Here is a 19,539-nt window from a genome sequence, read left to right on the forward strand (position 1 = left end):
GCTTATATGAGGGGAATTATTTAGTCCCTGTATCGTATGAACGGAACGGCCGCCCTGTGCTACGCTTTCATGATTTAGACACAAGCCCGAGTTCCTGGGCTTTGAATAAAGCCTCGGTACGGGACCTCACATTAAGTTTATTAAAGATTCCAGTCAATGTGTATTCTACACTCCGTTGAGACATATGAAGGGTCTGGGCGATTTCCCTGTTCGTATAACCTGAAGCCACTTCCTGTAATATGGACTGCTCCTTTTCATTCAAGGAAAGTCCGATCCCCTCACTTGATTCTGAAGAAATACTGACACTCGCTTCAGACCTTCTCAATTGCTTAAATAAGTGTAAGGGGATAACGACTTCATCCCTCCATGCACATCGAATGGCTGTAGCCAACTGTTCACTCGTTGCCGTTTTACTGACGAAACCGTTGATATCAGCTTCAACCAGCATGTTAAAATGAGTGTTTAAGTCAAAACCGGTATATATTAAAAGCTTCAAATCAGGATGAGAATTTCGGATTTTCTTAGCCAGCTCTATTCCGTTCATTCCCGGCATATACAAATCCAATAGGACAATGTCATATGCTTTATCTTTCAATAACACTTCTACTTTCTCATTCTCATAAGTGACGTCTACTTGCATATCTCCTTCTAGTTCAAGCATCGACTTCGTACCGGCTCCCACGGCTGGATGATCATCAACGATTAATACGTTCATCATACTTGGACCTCCCTTTTGACTTCTATTGGAAACGTAATCAGTGTCTTGAACCCTTCACCAGGAGCTGTTTCAATATCCAAATGCCCATTCAAACCATGGACTCTTTGCTCAATGCCAGATAAACCGATATGGGAAAACAGATCCCGCTGAATGGAATAATCCATACCTCTTCCATTGTCGGAATAGAAAAGAGCGATTTGATTATCCCGGTTCGCCAACGATAGTTTGACTATTTTAGCATCTGAATGTTTCATAGCATTTGTCAATAGTTCCTGTACAATCCTGAATATCGCAAGTATCCGCTCCTGGTCAAGCTCAGCATTAAACCGGTCATCTGTAAAATAAACGGTGAAATTGGATCGCAGCTGGTATTGTTGAATTAAGTTCTTCAATGATTGAACAAGTCCCATTTCCTCAATAAAAGCTGGACGTAATTCATTGCATGTTTCCCGGATCAAATGAATGCTGTCCAAAAGAGACTCTTTATACATGACAAGTTCCGCATGAAGACTCTGTGTCAGATCTTCGCGATGCTGTACGAGATCATCCATCTTCCTATAAAGATAAAGCTGTTCCTGTAAGACAGTATCATGCAAATCAATCGAAAGCTGTTTCCTTTGATTTTCTGCAATCGAGAATAACAACCGGGAAAGCCAAGTGGGGTACTTTTGTGTCTGATCACTTCTCAACTTCCGAAGCTCTTTCAACAAATCTTCGATGGTATTCATATTTTGAATCGCGATATTGGCGTTATGAGAAATCGTTTGTAAGTAGGTTTTCTCATCACGATTTAAGTTCGTATAGTCTTTTTTCCCTTCACACCAGAACATCGTTAGTTTTTCAAGGGAATACCCAACGATGACTCCGAACCCCTTATCTGTTTCAATAACAGAACCCACATCATGATCTTTATTCAAATATTCGTCAAAGTGATCAATGATATCCTGTGGAATCTGATCATATACGCAATACATGTTTCTCTTATTATGTTTCGAATAGATATAAATGTCTCTGACATTCAGCACATTCTTCACTTCATCACGCATGACTTTCATTAAATCCACTGCATTGGACTGATCTTTCATATCCTGAGCCATTCTGTGCATACTTTCCTGATACCCATACCTTGCAGAGAACAAGTAGCGCTGAAGCTTAAAATCCAGAACTTCCTTTAACGAGAGAAATAGAACAAGTGACGATTGGAACAACAAGAACATTTGAATATAACTAACCACATATAAATCTTCGTCCACCAGCCAGCCAATGGTAAACATTAATGAAAGACTCGGTATAACAGATAGAATCATATAATAACGAACCCGTGTCATCACGAAATCAATATCAATTAATCTTTCACGCGTCACCAAATACATAAATGTAATGGGTAAAGCGATCAGAAAAGCTGCAGCTACTTCAAGAGTGATGACTTTGACTCCAAAAACAAGTGCTGGTATTAAATACAAAAGAATATATGGAAAAAACGCAACCATGCTTCCAATTGACATATATTTAAAAATAGGACCCACGGCTGTCCCTCTATGGATATAAAGTCCACGGTAAATTACAAAAAAGAAGATTATATAAAGAATTAATAAAAGCGCGCCAGGCACCGGTTCAAAAAATGGCGGATATGACTGTGTGAGTAAAAAATATCCCTCCAGCACTGATACTGAACCTACTGTGAAATATAAAAAATAAATAAGTTTTTTAGAAAACCAATAAATATTCAACTCTTGAAAATAATTGTACAGAAAATGAATTAAAATCACGGGTGAAAACAAAAAAAGTCCGGTATTTAAAAACAGACTGTACAAGTCATCCCGAACAGCTCCACTGTTGCTTAAGTAACCAGTAGCAATCGCCAAAAAGAACAAAATCAACTGTCCTGCTGAATATCTTTTCGGGACCCGTTTATGGACTAAATAAGATATTCCAAGAATAACCAAAAAGAAAAGTACAGGGAGAACAATATATAATAGCCAATGCAGAGGACTGGAATTATCGATATCATCGAAAAGGATTTCCTCACCATTGTGCCTTAAAGTAAAAGATTCCGCTCCTTCAAGCTCATCAAACATCGCTATGGAACGATGAGCTTCCGGAGACTTTTCATTTATAGCCATGACCTCCCCTCCAAGAGGAACCCCATGGCTATTTCCCCAGCTTCCGCGTTCAACCGAGGAAACTACCCATTCTCCGTTTCTTTCATTTACACTGATTCCTAAATACGGCTGAGTGACTGATAAAACGATCATATAACATGCGGATAGGATGAAAAACGATAAAACCAGCCACTGCGACCATTTAAAATTATTCATGTATTCATCCACCTTCGACATTATTCAACCATGTCTATTATACTACGAACCAAACTGTCTACAACCCACTAAATATATGGACATAAAGAAAAGAAGCCTCCATCAGCAATGGAGACTTCTTGAATCGTAGGTTTATACTCGCTGGTCGCTTCCGAAAAAGCTTTTGAAAGATTCAATAGCGGTGTCACGGTTGAGAGCAGCGATAGAAGTCGTCAAAGGAATACCTTTCGGGCAGGCTTGCACACAGTTTTGCGCATTTCCGCAACCCATGAGTCCTTCTTCATCCATGATGGTTTGCAGACGTTCACTCTTGTTCATTTCCCCAGTCGGGTGGGAGTTGAACAAACGGACTTGTGAAAGAGCTGCCGGGCCGATGAAATCCGATTTGTCGTTAACATTCGGACAAGCTTCCAGGCAAACCCCGCACGTCATACATTTTGACAGTTCATAAGCCCACTGCCGTTTACTTTCAGGCATTTTTGGCCCCGGGCCAAGATCATGTGTCCCGTCAATTGGAATCCACGCTTTTACTTTCTTCAATGAATCGAACATCCGGCTACGGTCCACGGCAAGGTCGCGGTTGACCGGGAATGTCGTCATTGGAGCAAGACGAATAGGCTGTTCCAGTTGGTCGACGAGAGCTGTACAAGATTGACGCGGCGTTCCATTGATTACCATGGAACACGCTCCGCATACTTCCTCAAGACATCCCATATCCCAATAAACAGGAGTTGTCGGTTCCCCGTCAGCGTTCACGGGGTTACGACGGATTTCCATAAGCGCAGAGATGACGTTCATATTTTCACGATACGGAATCTCAAATTTTTCTTCATAAGACGCTTCATCAGGATGATCCTGACGAGTGACGATAAACGTAATCGTTTTATTTTCGCTCATGATCGTTACCTCCTTTATTTACTTTTCGAGTAGTCACGTTTACGAGGCTCGATTAAGGATGTATCGACTTCGTCATAACGGAATACCGGCTTGTTGTTTTCCTTGTCATAGCTTGCAACCGTTGTTTTCAAAAATTCTTCATCATTCCGTTCAGGGAATTCCGGCTTATAGTGTGCCCCGCGGCTTTCATTACGATTGTATGCGCCTTGAGTTATGACACGTGCAAGCTGAAGCATGTTCCAAAGCTGGCGCGTAAACATCGCACCCTGGTTGCTCCACCTGGAAGTATCGTTAATGTTAATGCGGCTGTATCGCTCCATCAGTTCCACGATCTTCTCATCTGTTTTCAACAGTTTTTCGTTTTCACGGACGACTGTAACATTATCAGTCATCCATTCTCCAAGTTCCTTGTGAATCTGATAGGCATTCTCATCGCCATCCATGGCAAGAATTTCTTCAAACTTATCTTGTTCTTCCTTCACTTTTTCTTCAAACAGTTTCGATGTCATATCGTCAGCCAACTGTTCTAAACCGTCTACATACTTAACGGCGTTCGGTCCTGCGACCATACCTCCAAAAATGGACGAAAGCAGAGAATTCGCTCCCAGTCTGTTCCCGCCATGCTGAGTATAATCACATTCTCCGGCAGCAAAGATTCCGGGGATATTAGTCATTTGATCGTAGTCAACCCACATTCCACCCATGGAATAGTGGACAGCAGGGAAAATTTTCATAGGTACTTTACGTGGATCATCCCCAACGAACTTCTCGTAAATCTCGATGATTCCACCAAGTTTAACATCCAATTCTTTTGGATCTTTATGAGAAAGATCCAAGTAGACCATATTTTCGCCGTTGATCCCCAACTTTTGATTCACGCACACATCAAAAATTTCACGTGTCGCTATATCACGAGGAACGAGGTTACCATATGCCGGATATTTTTCCTCTAGGAAATACCAAGGTTCACCATCTTTATACGTCCAGACACGTCCACCTTCCCCACGAGCAGACTCACTCATAAGACGTAATTTATCGTCTCCAGGAATCGCAGTCGGGTGAATTTGAATGAATTCACCGTTGGCATAATCTACGCCTTGCTGGTAAAGTGATCCGGCTGCAGAGCCAGTGTTGATGACAGAGTTCGTTGACTTACCGAAAATGATTCCAGGCCCGCCAGTTGCCATGATCACAGCGTCTGCCGGGAAAGCTTTGATTTCATGGTCACTAAGGTTCTGGCCGACAATTCCACGACCTACTCCTTGTTCATCTACAATCGCAGAAAGAAATTCCCAGTTCTCATATTTTGTAACGAGACCGTTCACTTCGTGACGACGGACCTGCTCGTCCAATGCATATAGAAGCTGCTGTCCTGTCGTTGCCCCTGCGAATGCTGTACGGTGATGCTGGGTTCCACCAAATCGACGGAAGTCGAGAAGACCTTCCGGCGTACGGTTAAACATAACACCCATACGGTCTAATAAATGAATAATGCCAGGCGCTGCATCACACATCGCCTTGACTGGGGGCTGGTTTGCTAAGAAGTCTCCCCCATAAACTGTATCGTCAAAGTGTTCCCATGGGGAATCGCCTTCCCCTTTCGTGTTAACTGCCCCGTTAATTCCGCCCTGGGCGCATACAGAGTGAGAACGCTTAACAGGAACAATGGAAAGCAAGTCCACGTGAACCCCTTGTTCTGCTGCTTTAATTGTTGCCATTAGGCCGGCTAAACCACCACCGACAACAACAATATTACGGTTTGTCATGATTGAAGCTCACTCCCTTGAATACTCGAAATCTACCATTTCGTATTTAAAATCTTCATTGATTATATGCCATATGCGAATTGAATCAGTGTACGAACACCAACATAAGAAATCGCAAGGAAAATGATGATGCTTGCATAGGTCATAATCTTCTGTGAGCGAGGTGATACTGTAATGCCCCAGCTGACAAAGAACGACCAAAGACCATTAGAAAAGTGGAAGGTCGTTGAAATGACCCCTACTATGTAGAACCAGAAGAAGAAAGGTTCAGTAAGGATGCCTTCCATCAATGAATAGTTCAGTTCTGCCCAACCAAAACCAATGGCAATTCTCGTTTCCCATACATGCCAAGCAATGAATATGAGTGTGATGATTCCAGTGATCCGTTGGAAAATGAACATCCAGTTCCGGAAATAACCGAAGTTTGATAAGTTACTTTTTGCTGTGAAAGCAATATACACTCCGTAAATAGAGTGAAACAACAGTGGTAAAAAGATGATGAAAGTCTCCAATACATAACGATATGGCAAACTCTCCATAAAGTGAGCTGCATCGTTAAATGCTTGTGGTCCACGTGTTGCAAAAAAGTTCACAGTCAAATGCTGGATCAAAAAGATCCCGATTGGGAGGACCCCCAATAGTGAATGCAGTCTTCGATTAACGTATCCGCGTGTTCCCGCCATATTTACCCCCCTCAAGATGATAACAGTTAGAATATGAACATTTTTCAGACAGTTAAGCGCTTTAATTCAGCGAAAAAAATATAGGAAAAGCCCCTTTTTCCCCAACTTGTCTGACCAATGTACAATTTGTGACATGTTTATTGTACTTCTATCCCGTATGAGCGTCAAGAAAGCACGTTCATTATTTGCTTGAAAATACACATTTATTTCCTTTCGATGAAAAGGAACAATTTTCATTGCACCGAGCTTCATTTCGAGTGATAATGTAGAGAGAAAGGAATGAGCGTTTTGAAAGAATCTACAAAGCTAACAACGAGCAACATTTCATCGCTTGTAGGGACAGGCGCAGGTTTTGATCTGATGCGTTACTATACCCTCCCGGATTTCTTAGGTAAAGATGCCCCTTACCTCCTTTACTATATGGGGAAAAACATGGCCAGACAAACGGAGATATCCTCTTTGGAGGAGCTTTATGAGTTTTTCCAGTATATGGGTTGGGGAGAGCTGGTCCAAGTAAAGGAAAAGAGAAAAGAAATGATTTTCATGTTGAGCGGGCATATGATCGAGAAGCGTCTCAATCAAAAAATATTTAACGTCGAATTCCGTCTCGAATGCGGTTTCATGGCTGAAGTCATCCGCCAAATTACTGACCATACATATGAATGTTTCGAAGAAAAGAACCATAAAGAAAATACGGTCGAAATCAAAGCCCTGAAAGGCTAAGAGAAGCATAAAGAACCAGCTGTCATTCTTCAGCTGGTTCTTCTACGTTTTCCTGATTCAAATGGATGAGGATCGTATTGGCTACAGGCTCTGGTATCCCAAGCTTAGTTATATCCTCTATTTCTGCTTGTTTAATATCAGTTACGGATTTGAAATGCCTTAACAATAAACGTCGACGCTTCTGACCCACTCCCGGGATCTGATCGAGCTCAGACTGAATGGCCCCTTTTCCTCGCAGTTGGCGGTGAAAAGATATGGCAAAACGGTGGACTTCGTCCTGAATTCTTTGAACCAGGTAAAACTCTTGAGATTGTCGGTCCAGATCGACCGGTCTTGGAGGCTCACCGTATAACAATTCACTGGTTTTGTGCTTATCATCTTTGGCTAGGCCGCAAAGAGGAATGTCTACACCGAGTTCATTTTCCAAAACATCAAGAGCTGCGGTCATTTGTCCCTTCCCTCCATCAACTACGATTAGATCTGGGAGAGGGAGGTTTTCCTTCAGCACACGTTTGTATCTTCTTCGGATAACTTCTCTCATCGTGTCATAATCATCAGGTCCTTCAACATCCTTAATCTTATATTTTCGGTATTCTTTTTTATTCGGTTTCCCGTCAATGAATACCACCATCGCGGAAACAGGATCCGCTCCCTGGATGTTGGAGTTGTCAAATGCCTCGATTCGATGAGGGGTTTCAATATGCATATGCCCTCCAAGGGCTTCGACGGCTTTGATTGTCCGTTCCTCGTCCCTTTCAATAAGAGCGAATTTCTCTTCTAAAGAGATTTTAGCATTTTTCATCGCAAGCTCGACTAACTCTTTTTTTCGTCCGCGCATGGGGATATGCACCTTTGTATCCAAAGCACCTTCTAATACATTGACATCCGTAGCGACGGGTACAAGGACCTGCTTAGGATAAGGGTGGTTTTGATGCAGATAAAAGCGACCGATATAACTGATGAATGTTTCTTCAGGATCATCAAAGAATGGAAAAAGCGTGACGTCTCTTTCGATCAATTTGCCTTGACGGACGAAAAAGACTTGGACACACATCCAGCCTTTATCATAAGAATATCCGAATACATCTCTGTCCACTTGATCGTTCATGGTCATCTTCTGCTGTTCCATGACGGATTCTATATGTTCGATTTGATCTCGCAATTCCTTTGCCCGTTCAAAATCCAATTCCTCAGAAGCCTCAAGCATCCGCTTTTTTAAGTCTTTCTTTATTTCTGTATGACCTCCGTTTAAAAAGGAGGTTATATTTTGAACAATTTCTTCATTCGTTTTTTTAGAAACCTTGTATTCACAAGGACCCAAACATTGATGCATATGATAATAAAGACAAACACGGTCGGGCATCTTATTACATTTCCTTAAGGGATACAACCTGTCCAGCAGTTTTTTCGTTTCTCTTGCTGCGATGACATTGGGGTATGGCCCGAAGTATTTACCTTTATCCTTCTTCACATTCCTCGTTACGATCAATCTTGGATGCCTTTCTGAAGTCACCTTTAGATAGGGATAAGTTTTATCATCTTTGAGAAGTACGTTATATTTTGGATCATACTTCTTGATTAAGTTCATTTCCAAAATCAGGGCTTCAATTTCAGAGGTGGTTACGATATATTCAAAATTAACAATTTCTCTGACCAATCGCTGTGTCTTTCCATCATGAGCCCCGGTGAAGTAGGAACGCACACGGTTTTTCAGCACTTTGGACTTTCCTACATAAATGATGGTATCATTTTTATCTTTCATCAAATAACAACCCGGCTGATCTGGAAGAACCGCCAGTTTTTCTTTTATCGTCGAATTCATGCAAATTCACTCCATGCCTTACAGATTATATATAGAAAATACCACGAAGAAGGGATAAGTATGCAGGTTCAATGCCTTGAGAGCTTAAGCAGCGCTTTGGGTATCCACACAAAAAGCTGCTTAAGCTATTGAGCCTGAATCATATCAAAGATAAGGAAAGCCGCGTTGCAAGGCAACGCGGCTTTCTTCGTACATTTTTACGAATGCTTCTGAATCAATTCTGCTAACGCTTCTTTTGGTTGGAAGCCGATCACTTGATCAACCACCTGACCATCTTTGAAGAGAAGCAGTGTTGGGATACTCATGACTCCAAATTTTCCTGCTGTTTCTTGGTTCTCGTCAACATCAAGTTTAACGATTTTTACTTGGTCGCTCATTTCCGCATCCAATTCTTCCAATACAGGTGCAATCATTTTACAAGGGCCGCACCATGGTGCCCAAAAGTCTGCCAGGACTAGTCCCTGACCTGTTTCTTCAGTAAATGTTTGGTCAGATGCTTTTACAATTGCCATTCTATAATTCCTCCTCGACCTTGTAGTCTGTTAAGAGTATATCACTATCTATTTTTAGTGACTAACAATTTGTTTATACCTTATTTAAACATGGAATAAAGCCGAAGCCAAATATTTGGCTTCGGCCTGCTTCTCAATTATGCGTTTACTTTCATTTCTTTGATTTCTTCAATCAACTTAGGCACAACGTCGAACAAGTCCCCGACAATGCCATAATCCGCTACATTGAAGATGTTGGCTTCCGGATCTTCGTTAATCGCAACAATTACTTTGGAATTCGACATACCCGCTAAGTGTTGAATAGCTCCGGAAATCCCGCAAGCAATGTATAAATCAGGAGTTACGACTTTACCTGTTTGACCAATTTGCAAGGAGTAATCGCAGTATCCTGCGTCACAGGCTCCTCGAGAAGCCCCCACGGTCCCACCTAGGGCTTCTGCCAATTTTTCTAGAGGTTCAAACCCTTCAGAACTCTTGACTCCCCGGCCTCCTGCAACGATAACTTTCGCTTCAGAGAGGTCAACGCCATCCGAAGATTTACGAAGGACATCTTTGATTATTGTACGGATATTGGAAATTTCCACATCCTTCTCAGAAATGCTTCCTGCCAAGGCTTCATCTTTGTTTAGGGATGGTATATTATTCGGACGAATGGTTGCGAACACCAGACCGTCCGTTACTACTTTCTTTTCAAATGCTTTACCCGAGTAAATCGGTCTGGTGAAAACAATGTCGCCTCCTTCAGAGACCACTTCTGTTGCATCTGAGATCAAACCAGATTCAAGCTTACTTGCAAGTTTCGGTGTCAAATCTTTGCCGATGGCTGTATGTCCCATGATAATTCCATCAGGTGACTCTTCCTGGATGACTTGGTGTACCGCTTGACCATACCCATCAGATGTATACGTTTTCAATTCTGGGTTTGAGACAGTGATTACTCTGGAAGCCCCGTAATAAACCATCTCTTGACCCATTTCTTTCAAGTCGCCATCACCACAAAGGACTCCGACAACTTCTCCTCCATCACTTACAATGTTTGCCGCTGCAATAGCTTCGAAGGTTACATTACGAAGCGTTCCCTCTCTAGATTCCCCAATCACTAAAACTTTTTTACTCATACAGATTCTCCTTTCCCTTGTCTATTTATAGTACTTTCGCTTCTGTTTTTAATAAGGATACTAACTCTTTAACTTGATCATCGACCTCTCCCTCAAGTACTTTTCCTGCTTCTTTAGCAGGGGGCAGAAAGATTTCTGTCGTTTTCGTTTTTGGTTCCACGTCATCTTCATCAAGATCAAGATCGTCAATTTCCAACTCATCCAATGGTTTTTTCTTCGCTTTCATAATTCCAGGAAGAGAAGGATACCTTGGTTCGTTCAACCCTTGCTGACAGGTGACTAATACTGGAAGGGAAGTTTCCACTTTTTCGACATCTCCTTCAACGTCCCGTTCAATATTTACTATCGTTCCGTCAATTTTGATGTCCGTAATCGTTGTCACACATGCCATATCCAAACGTTCAGCAAGACGAGGCCCTACTTGCCCACTTGCTTCATCGATCGCTACATTACCACCTAAAATGATATCCACTTCTTTCCCCTCAAAGAAAGCTTCTAAGATTTTGACTGTTGTAAACTGATCTCCCTCTTCAAGATCATCTTCCGTATTAATGAGGACAGCTTTGTCTGCTCCCATAGCCAGCGCCGTCCGAAGCTGTTTCTCTGCTTCTTCCTCACCGATGGTTACCACGGTAACTTCTCCACCATGCTCATCGCGCAGATTGATGGCTTCTTCCACCGCATACTCATCATATGGGTTAATGATGTACTCAGCGCCATCATCAGCAATTACTCCATTACTGACGGATATTTTTTCCTCTGTGTCAAACGTTCTTTTCAGCAAAACATAGATATTCATATCGATAAACCTCCTGGATTATTGATTTTTAAATGCTGGTTTTCTCTTTTCAATGAAAGCTTGAATTCCTTCTTTGGCATCTTCATTCCCAAAGACTTCACCAAAAGCCTGTGCCTCCGCATTGTTGCCCGCTTCAAACTGGGAAGTATGAGCATACGGAATGAGTTTCATGACATGATGAATTGTCGGTCCACTCTTTTCTGCAATGAGATGAGCAAGTTTCTCGGCTTTCTCAAAAAGATCATCCATCGAAAAGCTTTGGTTGGCAAGACCAAAGCGGGCAGCTTCCTCACCCGTAATAGGCACCCCTGTCAAAATCATTTCATAGGCTTTCGCTGGTCCAACATATCTTGGAAGCCTCTGTGTGCCAGCAAACCCGGGGACAATGCCCAGGTTCAGTTCCGGCAACCCAAGCTTCGCATCATCTGCTACATAGCGAATATGACAGGACATGGCAAGCTCCAGTCCACCTCCAAGAGCTGCTCCATGTATAACAGCAATGACCGGAATATGGAAATTCTCGATTCGATTGAATAAATGCTGTCCTTTGGCTGCAAGCCCCTTATAATCCTCTTCCCCTTGAAGGGAAGTGAACTCCTTAATGTCAGCACCAGCAGAAAAGAATCGCCCTTCTCCTTTCAGGAGGATGGCTTTGATGGAAGAATCCCTTTCAATTTGATCCAATTCGTTGGAAAGGTCCTTGAGAATAGAACTAGATAATGCATTGGCCGGTGGACTTTGAATAACAATCTCTGCTACATTCCCTTTTACATGTGAGGCTAAAGTAGACAATTCATATTCCCCTTTCTTATTTATCTTGGCGGGCTAACCCATTAACAATCAAACTATGGACTTCTTTCGCCTGGTCTTCTATGTTATAACGCTGTTCTTTCATGACCCAGTTGGTCACCGTCTCATCCATCGTGCCAAAGATCATCTGGCGGACAAGGCGGCGATCCAGGCCACTGCGGAACAACCCCTCTTCAATCCCGTCTTCTACAATTTGATCAATGACATTTAAATAGCGCTTCAATACAAAGTTGATTTTCTGCCTCAACTCCTTATTGGACTGGCGCAATTCCAACTGTGTCACGATAGCAAGATGGTGATCGGCAGCCAACTGTTCAAAATGTGTATGGATTAAAGTTAGCAACTTTTGTTCAGCTGACTGCTTAGAGGTTGTAGCATGCTCAATCTTTTCTATGAATTGGCCCATTTTTTCTTGAAACAATGAAACCAAAATGTCTTCCTTGTTTTTAAAATATAGATAGATGGTTCCGTCCGCAACTCCTGCTTTTTTTGCAATTTTGGATACTTGGGAAGAGTGGTAGCCATTTTCAGCAATGACTTCGACAGCAGCATCTATAATCTGTTTGAACTTCGGCTTGTTTTTTTTCATTGGAATATCTCCTTGCTATATCGAACTAAAAATGAATGAACCATCATTCACTTATTATTCTACAAGCAAAGAAATATTCTGTCAACTTTCTTTTTTTTACTGAATGCTTTCAGATTCCTCATACTTTCTTTTCTCTTCTTCCACTAAAGTGCGTCTCAAAATCTTTCCAACTGCCGTTTTCGGCAACTCTTCCCGGAACTCATATAAGCGCGGAACTTTAAATGCGGCCATGTTTTTGCGACAGTATTCATTCAATTCGTCTTCTGTAATTTCACTTCCTTGTTTCTTAACGATAAAGGCTTTTACAGTCTCACCCCGGTATGGATCAGGGACACCTACAACGACCGCTTCCTGTACCTCCGAATGCTCATAGAGGACTTCTTCCACTTCACGCGGGTAAATGTTATAGCCACCAGCGATAATCATATCTTTCTTCCGATCTACAATGTAAAAATAGCCGGCATCATCCATATAACCCATATCCCCCGTACGGAACCAACCGTCATCGCTCAAAACTTGTGCGGTTTCTTCAGGCCTGTTCCAATATCCTTTCATGACCTGCGGCCCTTTGACGACAATTTCACCTATTTCTCCGTTTTCCGCCGTCTTATCTTCATCCATTTTAAAAATGGTGGCATCTGTATCTGGCCATGGGACGCCGATACTGCCGCTCATGCGATTGCCCCACACTAAATTGGAGTGAGTGACCGGCGATGTCTCAGTCAAACCATACCCTTCAACAAGGCGGCCTCCAGTTACAGCTTCAAATCGTTCTTGGACCTCCACCGGTAAAGGAGCTGATCCACTTATGCACGCTTCAATGGATGAAAGGTCATATTTTTTCAAATCTGGATGATTCAATAAGGCGATATAAATGGTAGGAGCACCAGGAAACAGTGTTGGCTTTTGCTTTTCAATGGTTTTCAAAACGTCCTCCGGCTCGAATTTAGGCATGAGGATCATCTTATTCCCCATCATGACCGAGAGATTCATAACCGATGTCATACCATAGACATGGAAAAATGGCAGAATAGCAAGAACTGTTTCTTCTCCATCTTGGCATTTATACAACCATTTTTTCGACATTTGAGTGTTTACAATCAAGTTATAATGCGTCAGCATGACACCTTTGGGAAACCCTGTGGTCCCCCCAGTGTATTGCAGTAAAGCAAGATCCTCCTTAGGATCGATGTCCACTTTCTCAACTTCCCCACTGGAATTTTTCAATAAATGAGTCCAAAGGTGAGTGTCTGTCGACTGTTCCGCTTTAACAAGTACTTGATACTGCCGTTTTTGAATGAATGGGTAAATCTTATTTTTAGGAAAAGGGAGATAGTCCTTAATTCCCGTAACGATGATATGTTCAAGTGGAGTATCCGCTTTGATATTAGCAGCTTTCGGATATAATATATCGAGGCAGATAATCATCTTAGCGCCTGAATCATTCATTTGATACTCTAATTCTCTTTCCATATATAGAGGGTTGGTCTGAACAACAATCCCTCCGGCCATGAGGACACCATAGTAGGATATGACAGACTGAGGACAATTGGGGAGCATGATGGAAACTCTGTCACCCTTCTCCAGACCAAGACTTTGTAAATAGGCAGCCACTGCTTGGGCTTGCTCATAAACTTCTTTATAATTCAACTCCTTCCCCATAAAATAAAGCGCTTTCTTTCCGCCGTATAATTCAGCACTTTCTTTCAGGTAATCCTGGAGTGGTTTTTCTTGATAATCGATGGTGACAGGGACTTCTGGTGGATATAACTTGTGCCAGGGGCGTTGAAAATCACTCATTTAACAGACCTCCCTAATAAATGTCTTCCCTCCTATTATAACGACAAAAGGAGCATATTTGAATTATTATTTAAAAAATTGAAAATATTACCCATTATTCCCGCCCTTTCACATATGCCTTCGATTTGTAAAAGTCAGCTTCAAGACTATTGTACAAGATGAGACTGCGGGGATGGATCGTTTTCCGTGGGAGCGCGATGAACCCTCGTTTCCCACAGGATTATCCCCTACTCCGGCCACCCTTCCCATATAATGAATGGAGTTCAAATATCCTGCCATGAATATCAAAAAAACAAGAAGCCCTGTAGATGTCAGGCTTCTTGTTTCTTGATAAATTTCAGCCTTATATGATAAAAAACAGGATGCCGACGATGAGAAAGGCCGCGGCGACAACCATTAATATTTTCGCTAAGGTTTCCACTGTCTCTCTCCTTAAAGGATATTTGCTCCAATGACATAAGAAAGGCCTATGGATATGACTAAGGATATGAACCCTACGGCTCGGTTATCATTGGCAATTTCTTCATCAATTTTAAATGATGGGGTCAAAAACTCGAAAATAAAATAGCCACATAATAGAAGTGCAAATCCATACAAACCCCAGCCCATGGTTTGGGTCAGCGAGTCATTATGTTCAATTGAAAAACGAAAGATGTTTGCAATCCCAAAAAGTTTGCCTCCTGTAGCCATCGCTACAGCCATGTTTCCTTTTTTGATTTGCTCCCAATTATTATAAGAAGTTACGATTTCAAAAATCGCCATGAATAAAACCAAACAAAGGACGACTACACTGTAGCGGGCTGCGGTTTCCACTAGTGTGTATTCCCAAAAATTACTCATTCTTCCGCTCCCTTTTCAACGATTTAACCAAGCTCCAGAACAGTTACTCCACTTCCACCTTCATTCATACCACCTGCTCGATGAGCAGAAATGCTACGATGATTCTTCGCATAGTTCTGAACAGCTGTCCGAAGAGCTCCTGTTCCTTTTCCATGGATGATCGATACTCTCGGGTAACCTGCCAGAAGTGCATCATCAATATATTTTTCCAATCGATTTAATGCATCCTCATAACGTTCTCCACGCAGATCGAGTTCTGTCTTCACATGGAAGTTCTTTCCTTTCACCGTTGCCATGGGCTTTTCTTTATACGGCTGTTTGGCTTTAACAAACTCAAGTTCTTTACGTTTGGCTTTCACTTTCATTACCCCGACCTGGACTTGATATTCGTTCTTCCCGGTCTTTTCAACGATTGTTCCTTGTTGGTTCAACGTAAGCAGTTTCACTTCATCTCCTTGATTCAATTCCTTCGTCTCATTCTTAGAAGGGGGAGCTGCTTTAGGCTTTTTCTTAGCGAGTTCCGGTTTTGCTTCATCAAACATTTTACGGGCTTCAATCCACTCATGCTCTTTTAATTGAGCATCTGTTTTCATATTTCGAATTTCGCCTACAATGGTTTCTGCTTCTTCTCTTGCCTGGCGGATCGCTTTATCCGCTTTTTCTTCTGCTTTTTCATAGAGCTTTTCACGTTGCTCTTCAAATTGATTCCATTTCTGTTCCAATTCATTACGGAGTTCTTCCGCTTCAGAAAGCAGACGCTCTGCTTCTTCGTAATCACGCTCAGCCCCACGTTTTGACTCTTCTAAAGATGCGATCATATTTTCCACACTTTGAGAGTCGACGCCGATATGACTTTTCGCTGATTCTATAACCGACTCACGTAGTCCCAGGCGTCTGGATATTTCAAAAGCGTTACTCCGCCCAGGCACTCCGATTAAAAGCCGGTAGGTCGGTTTAAGCGTCTGGATATCAAACTCAACCGAAGCATTGATGACATCCGGACGGTTATAACCATATGCTTTAAGCTCCGGATAGTGGGTAGTAGCGATGACCCTTGCTTTCCGGGTTACAACTTCATCAAGGATGGACATGGCAAGAGCCGCCCCTTCCTGGGGATCGGTACCCGCACCAAGTTCATCAAATAGGACTAGGGATTGGTCATCCACTTTGTCCAGGATGTCTACGATATTAGTCATATGAGAAGAAAACGTGGACAAGCTCTGCTCAATGGACTGTTCGTCTCCGATATCCGCATAAACTTCTTTGAAGACAGCCATTTCACATCCATCCAAGGCAGGTACTTGTAAACCGGACTGTGCCATCAAAGTACATAAACCTACAAGCTTCAACGTGACGGTCTTACCACCTGTATTCGGTCCAGTGATGACGATCGATGTATAGTCTGAGCCGATTTCAATATCATTTGGAACAACTTCTTCCTCCGATATCAAAGGATGTCGTGCCTGTTTCATATCGATACGGCCTTCATCATTCATTTTAGGCATAGCTGCCCTCATTTGTTTCCCTAGTTTCGCCCTCGCAAACATGAAATCAATATGGCCCAGCACATGGACATTTTCATACAAGACTTCATGATTCTCAGCAATCGCTTCAGAAAGCTCTTTGAGTATTTTTTCAATTTCATTTCTTTCCTGAACCCGGGCTTCCTGAAGCTGATTATTCAGGTCGACGACGGATTGAGGTTCAATGAACAATGTCGCACCAGAAGAAGACTGATCATGGACGATTCCACCGATGGATCCTCGATATTCCTGTTTCACGGGGAGGACATAACGTTCATTCCTAATGGTCACAATAGCATCTGAAAGCATTTTGGATTTGGATCTGGTGAACGACTCCATTTTGTCTCTCACTCTGCTTTCATACGTGCGATATTCGATCGAATGCCTTTCAACTTTTCTGACGCACCATCCATTACCCCGCCATGTTCATCAATGCAGTTTCTTATTTCCGTTTCCAATTCTCTTAATGGTGTGACAGAACTAACCTTCTCTCTCAAAATCGGCATGTCAGGCTCTTCCATATCTTCTATGAATCGCTTAAGCTGCCTGCCGCCATAAATGGTGCTTGCAATATCAAGACATTCCAGAGCACTCAGCGTGCCGCCAATAGTCGTACGCTTCAAACTCGGCTTTATATCAAAAATGCCCCCAAGAGGTACATGACCTTTCAATCGCAGCACTTGTCTTGCTTCATCCGTTTCCAATTGCATGTGGCGAACCATTTCAAGGTCAGAAGAAGGTTTTAATGCGGATGTCTTCTCTTTACCTAAGGAAGAGGCCGCTTGCTCATTTAATTGTTCAATGATTTTCTTAAATTCCAGTACATGAAGGATGCGTTGATTCATGTGTAACCGTCTCCTTTATTGCTCCTTCTGGATCTTGAATAGATCCATCAGCTGTTGTTTCGTCCAAGTGTTAATAACTGTATCTTTCCTTAGCCATCCTTTACGTGCGGCCCCGATTCCAATTCTCATATGATCTAACATTGGATAACTGTGAGCATCCGTGTTCACTGCTATTTTCACACCTTCTTCTTGAGCTCTCATCAGCCATTCCCAATTCAAGTCCAAACGATTAGGGTTAGCGTTCAGCTCAAGAACCGTTCCTGTTCGTTTAGCCCCTTCGATTAAAGTTTCAAGGTCGACATCATAACCTTCACGACGGCCAATCAAGCGACCGGTTGGGTGGGCAATCATATGCACATTTGGATTTTCAAGTGCTGTGGTTAACCTTTGCATAATCTGTTCCTGTGATTGCTGAAAACTTGAATGTATAGAAGCGATCACGAAATCCATCTCTTGTAAAAAGTCATCCTCAAAATCCAGGGTTCCGTCCGGAAGGATATCCATTTCAATACCGGCAAAAATATGGAAGTCGTCCATTTCTTGATTGACTTTATCAATTTCCTGTCTTTGAAGACGCAGACGCTCTTCATTCAATCCGTTAGCCACTCTCAAAAACTTAGAGTGGTCCGTGATGGCAATATATTCATATCCTTTTGCTTTTGCCTTTTCAGCCATCTCTTTAATGGATTGGGCCCCGTCACTCCACGTTGAGTGCATGTGAAGATCTCCTCGTACATCCTCCTGGGCCACTAGATCTACGGGTTCTTGGAATTTTTCGACTTCCCCATAATTCTCTCTTACTTCAGGCGGTATGAAGTGCAGTCCAAAATGATGGAAGAATGCCTCTTCAGTTTCAAACGTCTTGAGTTCTCCCGTTTCTACATTTTCAATGCCATATTCACTAATCTTTTCATCATTCTCTTTAGCAAGCTGACGCATCGCAACATTATGATCTTTAGACCCGGTAAAATGATGCAAGGTCGTTGCAAATGCTTCTGGAGCTACAATTCGAAAGTCAATTCCGATATCATACCCTTCATTTACGACCATAGAAACTTTCGTCTCACCTGAAGCAATGACCTCTTTGATGTCTGGATAAGAAAGGAGTTCATCACGAGTGGCGGCAGGATTCTCTGAGGCCAGGATAAAATCTAAGTCTTTGATGGTTTCCCGCATTCTCCTTAAGCTTCCAGCTCGTGAAAAACGTGAAAAGGTATCGCCCTCTTTCAGAAAAGCTTCAATTTTCTCAGCCAGTGGAAGCATAATGGCGATTGGCAAACGCTCTGGACGGGCTCCTGCTTCTTCAATAGCCTTCAACATCTTCTCAGCTGATTTTTTTCCAAAGCCTTCTAACGCTTCTACTTTTCCTGCCTCAAGAGCTTCTTTTAATGTCTCTGCATCTGTAACTCCCAATTGTTGGTACAGCTTTGCAAGCTTCTTCCCTCCGAGTCCAGGTAAATCGAGCAGAGGGACAAGACCTGCCGGGACTTCTGCCTGCAATTGCTTGAGGGTATCTGATTCTTCATTGGATAAGTATTCATCAATGACGGCAGCGGTCCCTTTTCCAATCCCCTTCATTTTTGTGAAGTCTTCCATTTCACTCAAGGATCTGTCATCTCGTTCCAGCGCCTGGGCAGCTTTTCGGTAAGCGGATATTTTAAAAGGATTTTCTCCCTTCAACTCTAAGTACACTGCGATCTTTTCCAATAACTTAATCACTTGCTTTTTATCAATCGCCATAGGTTATCTTCTCCTCTTGTTCTATTATGTTTTCTG

14 protein-coding genes and 2 pseudogenes are annotated in these 19,539 nt (G+C 42.4%); 1 reads left to right on the forward strand and 15 read right to left on the reverse strand.

Features of this window, described 5'->3' with window-relative positions:
• Positions 1-67: 67 nt before the first annotated feature.
• The 5 genes from ACXADE_RS14125 to ACXADE_RS14145 form a co-directional block, all read right to left on the reverse strand.
• On the reverse strand, positions 68-718 hold the full coding sequence (locus tag ACXADE_RS14125; RefSeq protein WP_474981088.1) for a response regulator transcription factor: 651 nt from the start codon (positions 716-718) through the stop codon (positions 68-70).
• Complete coding sequence (locus tag ACXADE_RS14130; RefSeq protein ID WP_474981089.1) at positions 715-3,036, reverse strand: sensor histidine kinase; 2,322 nt, start codon at positions 3,034-3,036, stop codon at positions 715-717. Before ACXADE_RS14130 ends, ACXADE_RS14125 begins: the two co-directional genes overlap by 4 nt.
• Before the next feature lie 132 nt (positions 3,037-3,168).
• On the reverse strand, positions 3,169-3,933 hold the full coding sequence (gene sdhB, locus ACXADE_RS14135) for a succinate dehydrogenase iron-sulfur subunit (RefSeq protein ID WP_474981090.1): 765 nt from the start codon (positions 3,931-3,933) through the stop codon (positions 3,169-3,171).
• A gap of 14 nt (positions 3,934-3,947) precedes the next feature.
• Positions 3,948-5,699, reverse strand: a complete 1,752-nt coding sequence (sdhA, locus tag ACXADE_RS14140; protein ID WP_474981091.1) for a succinate dehydrogenase flavoprotein subunit — start codon at positions 5,697-5,699, stop codon at positions 3,948-3,950.
• A 62-nt stretch (positions 5,700-5,761) separates the two neighbouring features.
• A complete protein-coding gene (locus tag ACXADE_RS14145) occupies positions 5,762-6,382 on the reverse strand; it encodes a succinate dehydrogenase cytochrome b558 subunit (RefSeq protein ID WP_474981092.1) in 621 nt (206 codons plus the stop codon).
• Between the two features lie 279 nt (positions 6,383-6,661).
• On the opposite strand from ACXADE_RS14145, the gene ACXADE_RS14150 reads away from it, so the two are divergent.
• Entirely contained in the window at positions 6,662-7,105 is a 444-nt protein-coding gene (locus tag ACXADE_RS14150; protein ID WP_474981093.1) for a YslB family protein, read from the forward strand.
• A 22-nt stretch (positions 7,106-7,127) separates the two neighbouring features.
• Here the strand turns inward: ACXADE_RS14150 and uvrC are convergent, their stop codons facing one another.
• From uvrC to polX, 10 genes and pseudogenes are all read right to left on the reverse strand, one after another.
• Complete coding sequence (gene uvrC / locus ACXADE_RS14155) at positions 7,128-8,927, reverse strand: excinuclease ABC subunit UvrC (protein ID WP_474981094.1); 1,800 nt, start codon at positions 8,925-8,927, stop codon at positions 7,128-7,130.
• 197 nt (positions 8,928-9,124) lie between these two features.
• Positions 9,125-9,442, reverse strand: a pseudogene (trxA, locus tag ACXADE_RS14160) (thioredoxin); the annotation flags it as partial.
• A gap of 134 nt (positions 9,443-9,576) precedes the next feature.
• Positions 9,577-10,557: an electron transfer flavoprotein subunit alpha/FixB family protein gene (locus tag ACXADE_RS14165; protein ID WP_474981095.1), complete on the reverse strand. Its 981-nt coding sequence runs from the start codon at positions 10,555-10,557 to the stop codon at positions 9,577-9,579.
• Between the two features lie 25 nt (positions 10,558-10,582).
• Positions 10,583-11,356 carry an electron transfer flavoprotein subunit beta/FixA family protein gene (locus ACXADE_RS14170; RefSeq protein WP_474981096.1) on the reverse strand — a complete coding sequence of 258 codons (774 nt, stop codon included), beginning with the start codon at positions 11,354-11,356 and terminating at the stop codon, positions 10,583-10,585.
• 18 nt (positions 11,357-11,374) lie between these two features.
• Complete coding sequence (locus ACXADE_RS14175; protein WP_474981097.1) at positions 11,375-12,148, reverse strand: enoyl-CoA hydratase; 774 nt, start codon at positions 12,146-12,148, stop codon at positions 11,375-11,377.
• 16 nt (positions 12,149-12,164) lie between these two features.
• Positions 12,165-12,755, reverse strand: a complete 591-nt coding sequence (locus ACXADE_RS14180) for a TetR/AcrR family transcriptional regulator (protein WP_474981098.1) — start codon at positions 12,753-12,755, stop codon at positions 12,165-12,167.
• A gap of 96 nt (positions 12,756-12,851) precedes the next feature.
• On the reverse strand, positions 12,852-14,555 hold the full coding sequence (locus ACXADE_RS14185; RefSeq protein WP_474981099.1) for a long-chain-fatty-acid--CoA ligase: 1,704 nt from the start codon (positions 14,553-14,555) through the stop codon (positions 12,852-12,854).
• 432 nt (positions 14,556-14,987) lie between these two features.
• Positions 14,988-15,395, reverse strand: coding sequence for a DUF350 domain-containing protein (locus ACXADE_RS14190; protein ID WP_474981100.1), 408 nt, complete (start codon positions 15,393-15,395; stop codon positions 14,988-14,990).
• Positions 15,396-15,418: 23 nt separating this feature from the next.
• Positions 15,419-17,763 (reverse strand): annotated as a pseudogene (locus ACXADE_RS14195) (endonuclease MutS2).
• 15 nt (positions 17,764-17,778) lie between these two features.
• Complete coding sequence (gene polX, locus ACXADE_RS14200; RefSeq protein WP_474981101.1) at positions 17,779-19,503, reverse strand: DNA polymerase/3'-5' exonuclease PolX; 1,725 nt, start codon at positions 19,501-19,503, stop codon at positions 17,779-17,781.
• Positions 19,504-19,539: the final 36 nt, after the last annotated feature.

It is taken from the genome of Halobacillus sp. ABR2_026, from assembly GCF_056158545.1.

Coding starts and splice junctions, on each gene's coding strand:
- ACXADE_RS14125 (WP_474981088.1), bottom strand. CDS start 718: ATGATGAACGTATTAATCGTTGATGATCATCCAGCCGTGGGAGCCGGT.
- ACXADE_RS14130 (WP_474981089.1), bottom strand. CDS start 3,036: ATGAATAATTTTAAATGGTCGCAGTGGCTGGTTTTATCGTTTTTCATC.
- sdhB (WP_474981090.1), bottom strand. CDS start 3,933: ATGAGCGAAAATAAAACGATTACGTTTATCGTCACTCGTCAGGATCAT.
- sdhA (WP_474981091.1), bottom strand. CDS start 5,699: ATGACAAACCGTAATATTGTTGTTGTCGGTGGTGGTTTAGCCGGCCTA.
- ACXADE_RS14145 (WP_474981092.1), bottom strand. CDS start 6,382: ATGGCGGGAACACGCGGATACGTTAATCGAAGACTGCATTCACTATTG.
- ACXADE_RS14150 (WP_474981093.1), top strand. CDS start 6,662: ATGAGCGTTTTGAAAGAATCTACAAAGCTAACAACGAGCAACATTTCA.
- uvrC (WP_474981094.1), bottom strand. CDS start 8,927: ATGAATTCGACGATAAAAGAAAAACTGGCGGTTCTTCCAGATCAGCCG.
- ACXADE_RS14165 (WP_474981095.1), bottom strand. CDS start 10,557: ATGAGTAAAAAAGTTTTAGTGATTGGGGAATCTAGAGAGGGAACGCTT.
- ACXADE_RS14170 (WP_474981096.1), bottom strand. CDS start 11,356: ATGAATATCTATGTTTTGCTGAAAAGAACGTTTGACACAGAGGAAAAA.
- ACXADE_RS14180 (WP_474981098.1), bottom strand. CDS start 12,755: ATGAAAAAAAACAAGCCGAAGTTCAAACAGATTATAGATGCTGCTGTC.
- ACXADE_RS14185 (WP_474981099.1), bottom strand. CDS start 14,555: ATGAGTGATTTTCAACGCCCCTGGCACAAGTTATATCCACCAGAAGTC.
- ACXADE_RS14190 (WP_474981100.1), bottom strand. CDS start 15,395: ATGAGTAATTTTTGGGAATACACACTAGTGGAAACCGCAGCCCGCTAC.
- polX (WP_474981101.1), bottom strand. CDS start 19,503: ATGGCGATTGATAAAAAGCAAGTGATTAAGTTATTGGAAAAGATCGCA.